Raw genomic sequence first — 14,112 nt, forward strand, 5'->3', positions numbered from 1 at the left:
CTGCGGCGCTGCTACAACTCTCCACCCAGCTCATGGTGCACTTGAATCAGCCGCACTCCGAAGCCCCGCGCCTCTACGTCGTCGACGACGCGCTGTTCGAGCAACATCGCTCGCGAGGCGCGCACCCTGAGCGCCCCGAGCGCCTCGAAGCCGCCCGCCGCGCCATCGAGCGCTGCGCCGCGGCCGGCCTCTCGCTGGAGCACGTGGCGTCGCGCGACGCCACCGAGGAAGAGCTCGCCCGGGTGCACGCCCCGCGGTACCTGGAGTCGCTCGGCCGGCTCAGCGGCCACTATGCGGCGCTCGACCCCGACACGTACGTGGTCCCGCGCTCGGTCGAGGCGGCGAGGCGCGGCGCGGGCGCCGCGGTGGCGCTTGTCGACGCGGTGCTCGCCGGCCCCGGCCGGCTCGGGGTCGCGCTGCTCCGTCCGCCCGGCCACCACGCCACGCGCGAGGCCGGCATGGGCTTCTGTCTCCTGAACAACGTCGCCGTGGCGGCGCGGGCGGCGCTGAGCAGCGGGCTCTCGCGGGTCGCGGTTGTCGACTTCGACGTGCACCACGGCAACGGCACGCAGGACATCTTCTGGGACGATCCGCGGGTGCTGTTCTGCTCGCTCCACCAGTGGCCATTCTATCCCGGCACCGGCGCCGCCAACGAGCTCGGCGGAGGCGACGGCGCCGGTTACACCGTGAACGTGCCGCTGTCCGACGGCGCGACGGACGCGGTCTACGAGGCTGCGTTCGACGAGCTCCTCCTTCCGGTGCTCGACGAGTATGCGCCCGAGCTGATCCTGGTCTCGGCCGGGTTCGACGCGCACGAGCGCGATCCGATGGCGGCGATGAAGCTGTCGCGCGCCGCGTACGCGGCGATGGGCCGCCGGCTCGCGGCGATGGCGACCGCGAAGGCGGGGGGGCGGCTCGCCATCTTCCTGGAGGGCGGCTACGACCTGACCGCGCTCGAGAGCTCGCTCACGGCGGCGCTGCTCGCGGCGTCCGGCTGCGAGGCAGCAGACGACCCGGCCGGAGCGTCGGTGCCGCCGGCGCCGCCCGGGCAGCGCGCGCCGATCTCGACCCGCCACCGCGCGGACCTGGACCGGGCCCGCCGGACCGCGCTGCGCCGGTGGACGACGCTCTGAGCGAAGCGACCGGCGGCGCGCGCCGGGAAACCGGGGCCGAGGCGTGAACGGGGCCGCCGGGTCCTCTGCCTGGAGGAGGCCGGCGCCTCCTTAGACTGGAGGAGGCCGGCGCCTCCTTAGAGGAGGGTCAGGGCGGGAAGCCGGGGCGGGGATGCGGGGATCGAAGAGCGACACGCGGTGCGTTTCCCTGATTGCACTCTGCGCGGAGCTGAGTATTCTGCCAGGCCTTCGCAGCCCAACGGGCCGCGAAGAACGGTGGGTATAGCTCAGTTGGTAGAGCACTGGATTGTGGCTCCAGTTGTCGCGGGTTCGAATCCCGTTACTCACCCCAGGTAGAACAGCCCGAAATCGTTGGCGAAAGCGGCGACCCGACGGCTGGACGGGTGGACGAAGCCGGGGGGGCTTGGGTCCGCTGGCGAGGGCTGCCGGCTACCTTGCCCAGAGCACGGCGAGCTCGATTTCGATGGCGTCGAAGGGCTCGACCCGGACGCGGGCGGCGTCGCGGTGGACGACCGCGGGCCCCCGGCGGCGATCCGCGCCGAGCACGTACACCTCCTGCGTCCGCTGGATGGGGTCGGCTAGCCCATGGGCGAAGCCTGCCCGGGGCGCGCGGCGACGCAAGGCGGTGAGGAGCAGGGACGAGCGCGCCCGCACACCAAGCCATGGACGAGCTCGCGCGGCGTCGCGAATCGCTCGCTTCGATAAGCGCCCTTCGCGCCTCGGAGCTATCGATTCATGGATATCCATCCACCGCAGTGAGCGGTTACCCATTCTCCCGGAGACAGCAAGTCTCATTTTTGTAACCGACTCGCCACAATACCCGCGTAGCGTCCGCGCGCATGAAGACCACTCTCCCCGGGAGCCGCGCGTCGACGGCGCGCCTCATCTCCGCTGCTTTCATCGCGATCAGCGCACCTCAGCTCGCGGCGTGCGCCGTGGATTCGAGCGATGCCGCGGATCCTACCGAGTTGCCGGCCCCCGGCGCCGTCGATGTCGTCCGCCCGCTCACGCTCTCGGAGCGCGCTCGTGTGCCCGAGAAGGAGCCGGGGTTCGTCGCCGCGGCGCTCGGGGACCACGAGCTCGTCATCACCCATGACGGCAGCATGACGCCCTTCGCGGCGGGCGACGTGCTCGGCGGCACGCAGGGAGGCGGCTACCTCGCCCGCGTCGTGAGCGTACGCGCGATCGACGCGACGCGGGTGGCGCTCGCGACGACGCCCGCTCCTCTGACGGAGTTCATCACCGAGGGCCATTTCCACGTCCACTACGACGCGCGCGAGTACGCGCGCGCCATCGACGATCACCTCGCGCGCACCCGCGAGCTCGGCGTGGAGGACGGCGAGCAGATCGCGAGCGCGGCGGAGGCCCTGAAGATCTCGTCCGGCGCCTCCATGAAGCTCCTCGATCTCTCCTCGGCCTCGCTCCCCGCGTCGTGCGGGGTCACCGCGCACGGGACGGCGGCGCTCGACGTCACGGCCGAGCTCTCGCCGGCGCTCGATCTCGAGGTCCACATCGGCCCGAGGGGCAAGCTCAACCCGGTGCCGGAGCTGAAGCAGCTCCGCCTCGTCGCGTCGGGCCAGCTCGACGTGAGCGCCAGGCTCCAGGGCACCGGCACGGTCACGGGGAGCTGCTCGGTCGATCTCCTGGAGCTCGCCGGGGGCGTCCCGAGCTTGCCGCTGCCGACGCTGACCTTCTGGGTGGGCCCCGTCCCCGTCGTCGTCACGACGGACGTCGTACCGAGGGCGAAGGCGGATCTGGGGCTGTCCTTCACGGCCGCCGAGGTGGACGCCGTGGCGCAGGCAACCGCCGAGATCGAGGCCGGGGTCGACTACAGGAACGGCACGTGGAGCACGATCTGGGAGCCCTCCGGCTCGGCCTCGGGCTCGGCCTCCATCGGCGCGCCCGGCCCGATCACGGCGTCCGGCAAGGTGAGCGCCGGCGCGGAGCTCCGGGCGCGCCTGTACGGCATCGTCGGCCCGAACGTCGGAGTCCAGGCGTACGCGCGCGTCACGGCGGAGACCGCGCCGCCCTACTGCTCGTACGACGCGCGGGTCGACGGCGGCGTGCGGGCTTACGCCGAGGCGGTGGCAGGCGTGTCGGTCGGCCCGCTGGATCTGACGCTCAAGCGCCTCGAGCTCGTCGATCTCGAGCTCCTGCGCTTCGACGGACCGCGCGCCTCGGGCCCGCTCCGCGACGCGCCCGAGTGCGACGCGGAGCCCTGATCGCGCCGCCCCTCATCGCGCCGCCCCTCATCGCGCGCGGGAGGCGAGGCGCCCCCGCCTCCCGCGCGCGGGCTTGGACGCCGCTCAAGGGTCCGCGCACGCGACGTAATCACAGGACGCCTCGTTCACGCACTCCTCGGTTCGCTCCACGAGGTCATTCCCCTCGAGGCCGAGGCACGCGGTCTCGCAGCTGGTCTTGCTCGGCGGCGGAGCGTCGTTCTCCTCCGCGCAGAGGATGCGGTGCTTGCAGAGCTCGCTGCATGCGTTCAGGATCTCTTCGTCTTTGCACCCCGCGGCCCCCGCGGCAAAGAGGCCGAGAACGGCGGCGATGACGAGCGGGATCGATCGGAGTTCTGCGTTCTTCATGGGCAGCTCACCTCGGTTGTGGAACGGCGACTCTCCCCGGCGAGCGACCCGCTGCCGACCGGCAGCCCGCGTCAGCGCACGAGAAGAAGGCGAGCGCGCGACCCGGCACGGTAGCAGCGCTTTGCAGAAGGCCAGCGCGCCTCACCACGAGGCCACGCCTCCGCGCAGAGCATAGACGAATCCCTGGCCGCCGCCCACCGCGCGGCGGCAGCGGGAACGGAGATGACGAAGATGACGCGAAGACCTCGGCCCCGCGCCGACGTCATCTCCGTTCCCGCTGCCGCACCCCCGCGCTGGCTCGATGCGCCGGGCGTGGTACATTGCGTCATCGCGCGTCCTGACGCGCCCTCCACGATCGACGACGAATGCCCTCCAAGGAATCCGACACCCTGCTCGAAGCCGATCCAGCCGAGCGACCGGATCGCGAGAAGCCCGAGTCCACGCGGCTCCCTCTCGTGCTCCTGGTCGACGGGGACAGGAGCATCTGGCAGCCGCTCGGCGCCCTCCTCTCGAAGCGATATCGCCTCGTCGTATGCTCCTCGGCCGTGGACGGGGTCGCCGCCTTCACCGAGGACACGTGCGCGGTGATCGTCGATGTGCGGATGTCAGGGCTCGAGGGATTCTGGGTCTGCGACCAGATCCGCAAGGTGCAGCCGGAAGTGCCCGTGATCTTCTATTCGGCTCATCACGACGAGAAGGACTCGTTCGAGGTCATCAACGCGCACCGGCCCTTCGCCTATGTCGACAAGCACGGCGCGGAGCAAAAGCTCCTCGACGCCCTCGAGAAGGCGACGCGGATATTTCAAAGCACCCTCCGCAGCAGGCGGATCATCGAGCGGCTGCAGCGCCGCCGGCTGGAGGCGGTCTGACGCCTCCGCAGGGCGAGCCGCGCCCGCGCGGCGATCGGCGAGATCTGTGGCGCACGCTCGTCCAGCTGGCGCTCAGCCTGTCCGCGCTCTTCGCGGGGATCGCGCTCGCGGCGCACCTCGCCCGCGAGCAGCTCGACGCGCTCGGCCGCGGGTTCGTGGACCGCTTCGGCCTCGCCGGGATGTTCGTCGGCACCTTCCTCGCCGACGCGTTCTCGTTCCCGATCCCGCCGCAGTTCTACATGCTGACCGCGATCACCTCGGGTGGCTCGCAGGTCGCGCCCCTGATCGCCATCTCGACCGCCTCGCTCGTCGGCGGCTGCACGGGTTACCGCCTCGCCGGCCGCCTCGCGCGGATCCGCCTCTTCGCGGCGCGCATCGAGCGGACGCGACCCAGGATAGACCGGCTCTTCGAGCGTTACGGCTACTGGGCGATCGCGATCGGGAGCATCTCGCCGATCCCCTTCTCGATGCTCTGCTACCTGTCCGGGCTGTACCGGATCCCGCTGCGCTACTTCTTGACCATGGTGCTGTTCCGGGTGCCCCGGCTCCTTCTCTTCTACGCGCTCATCCGGGCGGGATGGAGCCAGTGAAGCCGGCGGCGTGAGCGCTACCTGGGGCTGTCCGTCTCCTCGGGCGACGGGTTCACCCTGACGCGCTCGAGGATCTGGTCGACCATGCCGAGATCGATCCCGGAACGCTGCTCCACGACGTTCCTGGAGAACAGCCGAGTCGCCTCCTTCGCGAGCTCCTCGTCCGGAAGGAACGGCCGCGCGGGCGACCGCGGCGCCGGCAGGCCGATCTCCTTCTCGAGCTCGGAGATCGCCCGGATCATCTCCTGGTAGCAGGCGGAGGCGATCTGCACGGCGAACGGGAACACCTGGACGTTGCCACGGCCGGCGCGCACGGCGTGCAGCGTCGCGGCGGCCTGCTCGGCGAACTGGCGACTCCCGTACGCGTTGGCCATCTGCGCGTACATCGCGATGGACTCCTGGTCCGCCGCGAGGTCCTCCTCCTTCGTCCGCGGCGCTCCGGACAGGGGCACCGACGACCACCGCACGATCATCCGCGCGTAGTCGTCGAGCGCGCGCCGCTGGAGCGCCAGTCGCTCCAAGAGCGCTTCTCGCCGCTGTCTCTGGAGCTCCGCCTTCTCCTCGTGCTCGGCCCGCCGCTCCGCGCTGAGATCCGCCGATCTCCGCGCCAGGTAAGCGCCGATGAAGAGGGCGACGCCGTTGCTGACGGCGATGAAGAGCATCTCCAAGATCTTGGGATCCATGCCGGTGCCCACGACTTCTATCACGTTCGCGCTGAACGCAGTGAGTTGCCGCAGATTGCGGAGAAAAGTTGGCCGCCGCCCTCCTCGCGTGCAGGTGCGCCGTCATCCCACAGGCGGCCGTGGCCGCGCTCGGAGCCGCGCGGGCAGGCGTGATAGGATGTCCGCATGACCGGTTCACTCGACGCCGGGGCCGGCCCGCACCTGGATGGTCTCGCGGGCCCGCTGCGCGAGGCGCTGGAGAGGAGCCTCGCCGACCGGCTCGCGCGCTGCCCCGGGGCGGAGCTCAACCTGGACAACGCGTTCTGGGGCGCCCCCGAGCCGCGCGACCTCGGCGAGGCGCTCACCCGGTTCGGGCCGACGTGCGTCAACGTCGTTGTGCGCATCTTCGAGCGTATCCGCGGCATCGACCCGACGCTCGGCCTGTGGACGCAGATCAGGTATCTGCGCAACGTCTGGTGCGGCGGGAGCGCCGGATTCAAAGTGGTCTACGTGGAGCCGGCGGCCATGCGCGAGCGCCTCGACCGCCACTTCGCGGGAGCGGGCGGCCGCCGCGTGGCGCGCGACACGATCCTCGGGGGGATCGAGCACCAGCGGGGCGCGCTGCTCGGCTCGCTCCCGGCGAGCATGGCGGAGCTCTTCCGGGGCGGCGAGCCGCTCGACGCGGACAGCTGGCGCGAGGTGCACCGGCCGGATCAGGAGGCGGTCCACCTCTGCGTCGGCAAGCACGAACCGCGGCCGCCGGAGCTCGACGACATTCACCTCGACTGGAGATCGCCGGTGGTGGGCGTCGACGAGGAGCGCCGCCGCTGCCGGTACGGGCTCCTCATCGGCGTGGTCCACTGGGTGCAGGCGCGATTCGGGGTCGGCAAGCCGGTGTTTCCGTTCCAGAGCATCGATGACAGGGTCGCCGCCCTGGCCGGGCGCCGCGAGGCACCGGCGCGCTGGGCCGAGTTTGCGGCGCGCTGGCGCGACGCGCGGTGGCCGCTCGCCCTGCGCGGCGGCGCCGGCGCAGAGGAGGCGCAGGCGTGGCTTCGCGCGTGCGACGAGCTCGTCGCTGCGCAGCGCGCGGACGCGTGAGAGGCCACAGGCGGCCGGCATGCCCTACCCCGCTCCCGACGGCACCCAGCTGATCGAGCACCTCGGCGCCGGCGCCACGTTCGACGTCGCGCTGGTGCGGCTCGGAGGCCCGCCGCCCGGCCCCACGCTTGTGTGCAAGCGCCTCGTCCCCGGCGTCCTCCACGAGCACGCGGGGCGGGCCGCCATGGTCCGCGAGGCAAAGGTCCTCTCCCTCGTTCGCCACCCCGCCCTGCCCGCGCTCGCGCGCGTCGGCGCCGATGGCCACGGCCCATTCCTCCTCGAGAGCCGGCGCGAGGGCACCTCCCTCCGCGACATGCTCGACGGATGGCGCGGCCGCGGCCGACCGCCGCCCGCGTCGCTCATCACCCACGTCGTCAGGACCGCGATCGAGACGCTCGCCGAGCTCCAGGAGATCGAGGACGCCGGAGGCCCGATCCGCTTCGTTCACGGCGATCTCGGCCCTGATCACGTGCTGCTGGGTCCGCTCGGTGACATCGGCCTCGTCGACCTCGGCGCCGCGCGGTTCCGCGGCATGGATCCGGACCTCGAGACCGCCGATCGGGGCACGGTTCCCTTCGTTGCCCCCGAGATCGCCCGCGGCGAATCCCCGCCGACCCAGCGCGGCGACGTCTACTCCATGGCGGCGACCCTCGTCTCCTTCGCCACCGGCGCGAGCCTCACGCGCGCGCGCGAGCACGCAGCGGCGCTCGTCGAGATCAGCGAATCTGGCCTCTGCCTCGACCCGCTCTCCGTCACGGACGCGCTCTCGCCGGGGCAGCGCCGAGCGCTCGCTCGCGCGCTCGATCGCGATCCGGAGCGCCGCGTCGGGACGGCGCGGGCGCTGCTCGACGCGTTCGACGCGGCCGCTCCGCGGGCCGAGGGCGGCGCAGAGTCAGCGCGCTGACTCGGCCCTCCTGCGCGCCAAAACCGTGGACGCACGCGGCCCATGAGATAAGTCTCGCCCGCATGAAGCCCCACCTAGGTCACGACAAGCTCGGCCTCGACACGCTCGCGATCCACGCCGGACAGCCGCCGGATCCGACGAGCGGCGCGGTCATGACGCCGATCGTCCTCTCGAGCACCTTCGCTCAGGAGCGGCCGGGCCACCACAAGGGGTTCGAGTACTCCCGCAGCGGCAACCCCACCCGCAAGGCGCTCGAGGAGTGCATCGCCGCGCTCGAGGGGGGGCGCCATGGCTTCGCCTTCGGCAGCGGCTCCGCGGCGACCGCCACCCTGCTCCACACGCTCCGTCCCGGAGATCACGTGCTCTCGGGCGATGACGTCTACGGCGGCACCTTCCGGCTCTTCGACAAGGTCATGCGGCCGATGGGCCTCGCCTCGACCTCGGTCGACATGAGCGACCTCGACGTCGTCCGCAAGGCCCTCACCCCGGCCACGCGGATGATCTGGATCGAGACCCCGACGAACCCGATGCTCAAGATCTTCGACATCGCAGGGCTCGCCGAGATCGCGCGCGCGCACGGGGCGCTGCTCGTCGTCGACAACACCTTCGCCACGCCGGTGCTCCAGCGGCCGCTCGACCTCGGCGCTCACGTCGTGGCGCACTCGACAACGAAGTACCTGAACGGGCACTCGGACGTCGTCAGCGGCGCGCTCGTCACGTCTGAGGACGCGCTCGCCGAGCGGGTCGGGTTCCTGCAGAACGCGATCGGCGCCGTCCCGAGCCCGTTCGATTGCTACCTCGTGCTCCGCGGGATCAAGACGCTCGGCGTGCGCGTGCGCCAGCAGTGCGCGTCGGCCGCGCTCATCGCCGGGAGGCTCGCCGGGCACCCCGCCGTCCAGGCGGTGCACTACCCCGGCCTCCCCACGCACGCCGGCCACGCGCTCGCCGCGCGGCAGATGCGCGCGCCCGGGGCGATGATCTCGTTCGTGGTGCGCGGCGGCCTCCCCGTCGCCTCCAGGTTCCTCGAGCGGCTCGCGATCTTCGCCTGCGCCGAGAGCCTCGGCGGCGTCGAGTCGCTCGCCGAGCACCCCGCCCTCATGACCCACGCCTCCGTGCCCGCCGCGGCGCGGGAGGCGCTCGGCATCGCCGACGGCCTCCTCCGGCTCTCGGTGGGCCTGGAGGCCACCGAGGACCTCTGGAACGACGTCGCCCAGGCGCTGGACGACGCGCACGCGCGCGCGACGGGCACGTAAGCGCGCGCGGCGGCGCGGGCGGCGTTTGATCGCGGACCCCCGAGTACGATAGAAGCGAGGAGCGGCCTCGGGGCCGCCACCTACCACCGGAGCTTTCCATGCGTCTCGCTCGCCTCAGCTTCGTGCCCGTGCTCGGCCTCCTCCCCCTCCTCGGCCTCGGCTGCAGCGGCGCGGAGCCGCCGACCCCGCGCGGCGCATACAAGATGAACTTCGCCGACCCGGGCATCGACTGCTCCCAACCGGGGCATATTGCGACCCTTGGCAACGTGACCGATATCCAGAAGGTCCAGCTGGTCACCGACGGCGAGGACGGCGCCACGGTCGAGTGCTCCGTGTCCGGCTCCGGCACTTTCTCCGTCTCGGCGGTGGCCAAGAACCCCGCCGATTTGTCGGAGATCCAGGTCAAGATCGACGCCATCTCCCCCGCGGCGACCCAGGACGCGCCGGCCACCGGCGACATCAGCTTCTCCTCCGCGAAGACGGCAGAGCAGACCTTCTACTCCGATAAGGCGACCCCGTGTAAGTTCTGGTTCGAGGGCAAGCAGGGGGTCGACGCGGGCAAGATCTGGGTCGGCTTCGAGTGCCCGGCGATGCTGAACGAAGGCGAGATATGCCAGATGAGGCTGGGCGTCCTGGCCTTCGACAGCTGCGGAGGCTGAGCCGCGCTGGCAGCTGACAGGCGGGCGCGCGGGGGACGCCCCGCGCGTCAGCTCTTCTCGGAGCGCGAGGCCGACACCGCCGGGACCGTCGACCGATCGCCGATGCTGACCTGCTGCGAGTCGGCGGGCGGGCCGATCGTCGCGCTGTGCGGGAGCTCGGCCTCGTCCTGCTCGTCGATCCGGATCACGAGCGCCGTGATGTTGTCCTCTCCGCCGTTCTCGTTCGCCTTGGCGATGAGGCGGCGGCACATCTCCCGGACCTCCTCGGTCGAGCTCACGATGTGGAGGATCTGGTCGTCCGAGAGCATCCCGCTCAGGCCGTCGGAGCAGAGCAGGTAGACATCGCCGGGCTGCGGCTCATCGCTGAGCAGATCCACGGAGACGCTGTCGTGCATCCCGAGCGCGCGGGTGATGACGTTGCGCGGAAGCTCGGCCCGCTGCTCCTCGGTGAGCTCGGGCATCGCCATGATGTAGTCGTTGAACAGCGAGTGATCACGCGTCAGCTGGCTGATGGAGCCCTTGCGGACGCGGTACGCGCGGCTGTCGCCGACGTGGCCGACGTAGATCCGGTTCTTCTTCTTCGAGAAGAGCGCCCCCACGACCGTCGTGCCCATCCCGGCGCAGTCGCGCGACCGGATGCTGCGCTCGAAGATCTGGCGGTTCGCGACCCGGATGCCCGCCTGGAGCCGGTTCTCCTCCTCCGACAGGCTGGTGTCGAAGTGGAATGGCCAGGTGGCGTCCTCCCGCGACGTGGACCGGAAGAAGTCCGCGATCGACTCGGTCGCCAGCTTGCTGGCTACGTCCCCCGCGCGGTGGCCCCCCATGCCGTCCGCGACGATGAACAGATCATACTCCGACAGGACGGCGTAGCTGTCCTCGTTGTGGTCGCGTTGGAGACCAACGTCCGTCATTCCTGAAGCGATCGCTCGCATAACCTCGGGAATCCTTGAGACGGCTCCGGGCCTTCGGCTTCGAACACCAACCATTTCACGCTAGCGAAAACCTGTCAAGCAGGGCCTCTCGCCCCCTAATGGGCGTCTTCCGAGTCTTCGCGCGTCTTCTCACGTCTTCTCGCGTCTTCTCGCGTCTTCTCGCGTCTTCTCACGCCGTCGCACGTCACGCCTTCGCACGCCCAACCGCCGACCTTCCCGATCCTACCGACTCCGACCGGGGGGACCGCAAGCCTCTTTTTCACTTCTTCGCTTCACGGGACGGTTCATTGTGAGCTGGGCTGGTCCCGGGCACGCCTCGCCCCGTGGCGATCGGACGCAAGCGCCGGCGCGGGTACGGCCGCGGGTCGCGCGAGGGCAGGACAACAAGGCTGCGAAGCGTCGCCAGGCCGGGCCGGGCTCGGCGCGCGCGGCGTCACGACACGCTGGGGCGCTGCGCGGCAGGCGATGTCGCGCGTCGCCGCCGCGCCGCCCTCCTCGAAGGGCCCGGCCCCATCGCGGGCCGCGGAGGGGGCGACCGCACGGCGCTCCAGTCTGCCAAGCTCGGTCGCCGACGCCCGCCCAGCCGAGGGCCCGCTCACACGTCCAGGATGTCCTTTTCCTTGCCGGCGATCACCGTGTCGACCTGCTTCGTCCCCTCGGCCACCACGTCGTCGACCTTCTTCTTGGCCCGGTCGGCCTCGTCGCCGCTGACGTCGCCGTCCTTCTCGAGCGAGTCGATCATCTCGTTCGCGTCCCGGCGGTGCTTCCGGATGGCGACTTTGGCGTCCTCTCCGTTCTTCTTCGTCAGCTTCACCATCTCCCTGCGCCGCTCCTCCGTCAGCGGCGGGATCGGGAGTCGGATGAGATCCGCGTCCACCTGGGGATTCAGGCCGAGATCGCTCTCCCGGATCGCCTTCTCGACCGCTTTCACCTGGTTCTTCTCCCAGGGCTTGACGCTGATGAGCCGCGGCTCCGGCACGGACACCGTGGCCATCTGCACGATCGGCGTCGGCACGCCGTAGTAGTCGACGCGGATGCCGTCGAGCATGGCCGCGTTCGCGCGCCCGGTGCGCACCTTCGCCAGGTCTCGCCGGAGAGCTTCGATGGCCTTCTCGATCCCTTCGCGCAGCTCCTTGATGACGTCCTCGAGCATGATCCGGCTTCCTCCGTGTGGGGCTCGCCCAGCCCGCCCTCTTCGCGGGCGGGGGCGGAGCTTACCGCGTATTTCCGGGCCGGCGGAGAAATCGATCCGCCCGACCTCGCCGGCGTCGCGGTCGGAAGAGCGCTCGCCTCCGCCTGGGCGCATGCGGACGCGCACGCGCCCGAGCGCCGCCGCGCCGTCCCCCCGCCCAGCGCGCCACCTCCACTGTCGCGATCGTGCCGAGCTGTAGTAACTCTGGGAGGCAGGGCGACCCGATGCGCGATCTGGACTGGAACAGCTTCGACGTCCTCGTCGTCGACGACGAGCAGGACAACCTCGACGCGTTCCGGTTCGCCTTCAGGAAATCGTTCAAGATCCATTATGCGCTGGGCGGCGCCGAGGCCCTCTCGCTCCTCGATCGCCTCGATCCCGCGGTGATCGTGGCAGACCAGCGAATGCCGGGGATGAGCGGTATCGAGTTCCTCAAGCAGGCGAAGGAGCGGCGGCCTGACGCGGCGGCCGTGCTGCTCACCGCCTACGCGGACATGACGGTGCTCATCGACGCGGTCAACTCGGGCGCGGTCGACCGGTACGTCCAGAAGCCCTGGAACTCGAAGGAGCTCGCCGTCATCCTCCGGCAGGCGATCGCCGGGGTCGCCACCCTCCGGGAGAACCGGCGGCTGCGCGAGCAGCTCGCGCAGTACGCGGGCTACCTCGAGCGCGAGCAGCGGGACCCGATCGATTTCGGCGAGATCGCCGGCGAGAGCGAGGCCATGCGCGAGGTCGCCGCCCGGATCGGCGAGGTGGCGAAGGCGGCGACGCACGTGCTGATCGAGGGCGAGGAAGGGGCGGAGAAGGAGGTCGTCGCCCGGGCGATCCACGTGGGCTCCCCGCGGGAAGAGCAGCCGTTCGTCAAGGTGACCTGCGCCGCGTTCCGGGGCGACACGCTCGAGCGCGAGCTGTTCGGCTGGCGGCGAGGCGCCTTCGACGGCGCGTTCGCCGAGCGCGCAGGCCGGCTCGAGCTCGCCCACCGGGGGACGATCTACCTCGACGAGCCGGCGCCGCTCACGCCCTCGCTCCAGGCGAGGCTGCTCCGCGTGCTCACCGACGGCGAGGTCGAGCGGCTCGGGTCGACGGAGACCACGCGCGTCGACGTGCGCGTCGTGCTGTCGCTCACGCCCGGCATCGACGAGGCCTGGGAGCGCGCGGGCGTGCTGCCCGAGCTCGTCTCCCGGCTCTCGGTGTTCCCGCTCCGGCTGCCCCCGCTCCGGGAGCGGCGCGAGGACATCCGCGCGCTCGCCGAGCACTTCCTGCGCAAGGTCGCGCGGCGCAACGCGCGCGCGGCCACCGCGCTGTCGGAGGAGGCCATCGCGAAGCTCGCGGCGTACACGTGGCCGGGGAACACGCGGGAGCTGGAGAACGTGGTCGAGCGCGCCGCCATCCTGTCGCGCGGCGACGTGATCCTGCCCGAGCACCTCGCGTTCACGGCGCGCGCTCAGCCGGCCGAACCGCCCGCGCGCGCGCCCAGGGCCGCCGCGCCGGCGGAGCCGGAGGCGGACCCGGCCGGAAGAGAGCCCGCCGCGCCGGCGTGCGCGCGCCCAAGGCTCGACCTGAGCTCCCAGCTCGATGACATCGAGCGGCGGGAGCTCCTCGCCGCCCTGGAGCGCTGCGGGGGGAACAAGGCGGAGGTCGCGCGGCAGTTCGGCATGCAGCGCACGACCCTCTATTACAGGCTGAAGCGGCTCGGAATCGAAGGTTGAAGCCACGGTCGACGCCGGGGGCGACTTGCGGCAGATTGCGTCGGCATGCTGAAGGTCGGCGAGCGCGCGCCGGAGATCGACACGCTGGCCATCGACGGCCAGCGCTTCGTGCTGTCGGCGCAGGGTGGGCTCTGCACGGTCGTGTACTTCTTCCCGAAGGCCTTCACGCCCGACTGCACCGTCGAGGCCCAGCTCTTCCGCGACAACCACGCCGAGATCGCGCTCGCGGGCGCCAGCATCGTCGGCGTGAGCACCGACGACCACAGGACGCAGTGCCGGTTCGCCGAGGCGCAGAAGGTCCCTTACCCGATGATCGCCGACCGCGATCGCAGCGTGTGCCGCGCCTACGGCGTCCTCTGGCCGCTCATCGGCCTCGCCCGGCGGATCACCTACGTCGTCACGCCCGCCCTGGAGATCGCGGCGGTCTTCCACCACGAGTTCCAGGCCAGGAAGCACCGCGACGACGTGCTCTCGTTCATCGACAAGCGCTTCCGGGCGGCGCGCCCCCCCGCGGGGTGAGCGC

General features: G+C 71.3%; 14 protein-coding genes and 1 tRNA gene. 11 read left to right on the top strand and 4 right to left on the bottom strand.

What is annotated here, in order from left to right:
* Positions 1-32 precede the first annotated feature (32 nt).
* The 3 genes from WMF46_RS32595 (at position 33) to WMF46_RS32605 (ending at position 3,355) form a co-directional block, all read left to right on the top strand.
* On the top strand, positions 33-1,133 hold the full coding sequence (locus tag WMF46_RS32595; RefSeq protein WP_437980771.1) for a histone deacetylase family protein: 1,101 nt from the start codon (positions 33-35) through the stop codon (positions 1,131-1,133).
* A 255-nt stretch (positions 1,134-1,388) separates the two neighbouring features.
* A tRNA-His gene (locus tag WMF46_RS32600) sits at positions 1,389-1,464 on the top strand.
* A gap of 508 nt (positions 1,465-1,972) precedes the next feature.
* Positions 1,973-3,355, top strand: a complete 1,383-nt coding sequence (locus WMF46_RS32605; protein ID WP_437980772.1) for a hypothetical protein — start codon at positions 1,973-1,975, stop codon at positions 3,353-3,355.
* 84 nt (positions 3,356-3,439) lie between these two features.
* On the opposite strand, the gene WMF46_RS32610 is transcribed toward WMF46_RS32605, so the two are convergent.
* Positions 3,440-3,721 carry a hypothetical protein gene (locus tag WMF46_RS32610; RefSeq protein ID WP_437709444.1) on the bottom strand — a complete coding sequence of 94 codons (282 nt, stop codon included), beginning with the start codon at positions 3,719-3,721 and terminating at the stop codon, positions 3,440-3,442.
* A 365-nt stretch (positions 3,722-4,086) separates the two neighbouring features.
* Here WMF46_RS32610 and WMF46_RS32615 point away from each other — a divergent pair, with 365 nt between their 5' ends.
* Complete coding sequence (locus WMF46_RS32615) at positions 4,087-4,590, top strand: response regulator (RefSeq protein WP_437294032.1); 504 nt, start codon at positions 4,087-4,089, stop codon at positions 4,588-4,590.
* 155 nt (positions 4,591-4,745) lie between these two features.
* Entirely contained in the window at positions 4,746-5,180 is a 435-nt protein-coding gene (locus tag WMF46_RS32620; RefSeq protein WP_437294033.1) for a YqaA family protein, read from the top strand.
* A gap of 17 nt (positions 5,181-5,197) precedes the next feature.
* Here the strand turns inward: WMF46_RS32620 and WMF46_RS32625 are convergent, their stop codons facing one another.
* Positions 5,198-5,863 (bottom strand): hypothetical protein, encoded by a 666-nt coding sequence (locus WMF46_RS32625; protein ID WP_437980773.1) that lies wholly within the window; start codon positions 5,861-5,863, stop codon positions 5,198-5,200.
* A gap of 165 nt (positions 5,864-6,028) precedes the next feature.
* Between WMF46_RS32625 and WMF46_RS32630 the strand changes: the two genes are divergently transcribed.
* The 4 genes from WMF46_RS32630 to WMF46_RS32645 all read left to right on the top strand — a co-directional run bounded on the left by WMF46_RS32630 (position 6,029) and on the right by WMF46_RS32645 (position 9,756).
* Positions 6,029-6,940 carry a hypothetical protein gene (locus WMF46_RS32630; RefSeq protein WP_437980774.1) on the top strand — a complete coding sequence of 304 codons (912 nt, stop codon included), beginning with the start codon at positions 6,029-6,031 and terminating at the stop codon, positions 6,938-6,940.
* A gap of 19 nt (positions 6,941-6,959) precedes the next feature.
* Positions 6,960-7,844 carry a protein kinase domain-containing protein gene (locus tag WMF46_RS32635; RefSeq protein WP_437980775.1) on the top strand — a complete coding sequence of 295 codons (885 nt, stop codon included), beginning with the start codon at positions 6,960-6,962 and terminating at the stop codon, positions 7,842-7,844.
* Positions 7,845-7,906: 62 nt separating this feature from the next.
* Positions 7,907-9,097 carry a cystathionine gamma-synthase gene (locus tag WMF46_RS32640; protein ID WP_437980776.1) on the top strand — a complete coding sequence of 397 codons (1,191 nt, stop codon included), beginning with the start codon at positions 7,907-7,909 and terminating at the stop codon, positions 9,095-9,097.
* 98 nt (positions 9,098-9,195) lie between these two features.
* Positions 9,196-9,756 (top strand): hypothetical protein, encoded by a 561-nt coding sequence (locus WMF46_RS32645; protein ID WP_437980777.1) that lies wholly within the window; start codon positions 9,196-9,198, stop codon positions 9,754-9,756.
* A gap of 47 nt (positions 9,757-9,803) precedes the next feature.
* Here the strand turns inward: WMF46_RS32645 and WMF46_RS32650 are convergent, their stop codons facing one another.
* Both WMF46_RS32650 and frr read right to left on the bottom strand, forming a co-directional pair.
* Positions 9,804-10,667, bottom strand: coding sequence for a Stp1/IreP family PP2C-type Ser/Thr phosphatase (locus tag WMF46_RS32650; protein WP_437980778.1), 864 nt, complete (start codon positions 10,665-10,667; stop codon positions 9,804-9,806).
* A 616-nt stretch (positions 10,668-11,283) separates the two neighbouring features.
* Positions 11,284-11,841, bottom strand: coding sequence for a ribosome recycling factor (gene frr / locus WMF46_RS32655; protein WP_437980779.1), 558 nt, complete (start codon positions 11,839-11,841; stop codon positions 11,284-11,286).
* A 263-nt stretch (positions 11,842-12,104) separates the two neighbouring features.
* Here frr and WMF46_RS32660 point away from each other — a divergent pair, with 263 nt between their 5' ends.
* Complete coding sequence (locus WMF46_RS32660; protein WP_437980780.1) at positions 12,105-13,589, top strand: sigma-54-dependent transcriptional regulator; 1,485 nt, start codon at positions 12,105-12,107, stop codon at positions 13,587-13,589.
* A 45-nt stretch (positions 13,590-13,634) separates the two neighbouring features.
* The gene (locus WMF46_RS32665) at positions 13,635-14,108 is read left to right on the top strand and encodes a peroxiredoxin (RefSeq protein ID WP_437543356.1); all 474 of its coding nucleotides are present in this window, start codon (positions 13,635-13,637) and stop codon (positions 14,106-14,108) included.
* Positions 14,109-14,112: the final 4 nt, after the last annotated feature.

It is taken from the genome of Sorangium sp. So ce117 (assembly GCF_051524395.1).
Classification (GTDB): domain Bacteria; phylum Myxococcota_A; class Polyangia; order Polyangiales; family Polyangiaceae; genus Sorangium; species Sorangium cellulosum_B.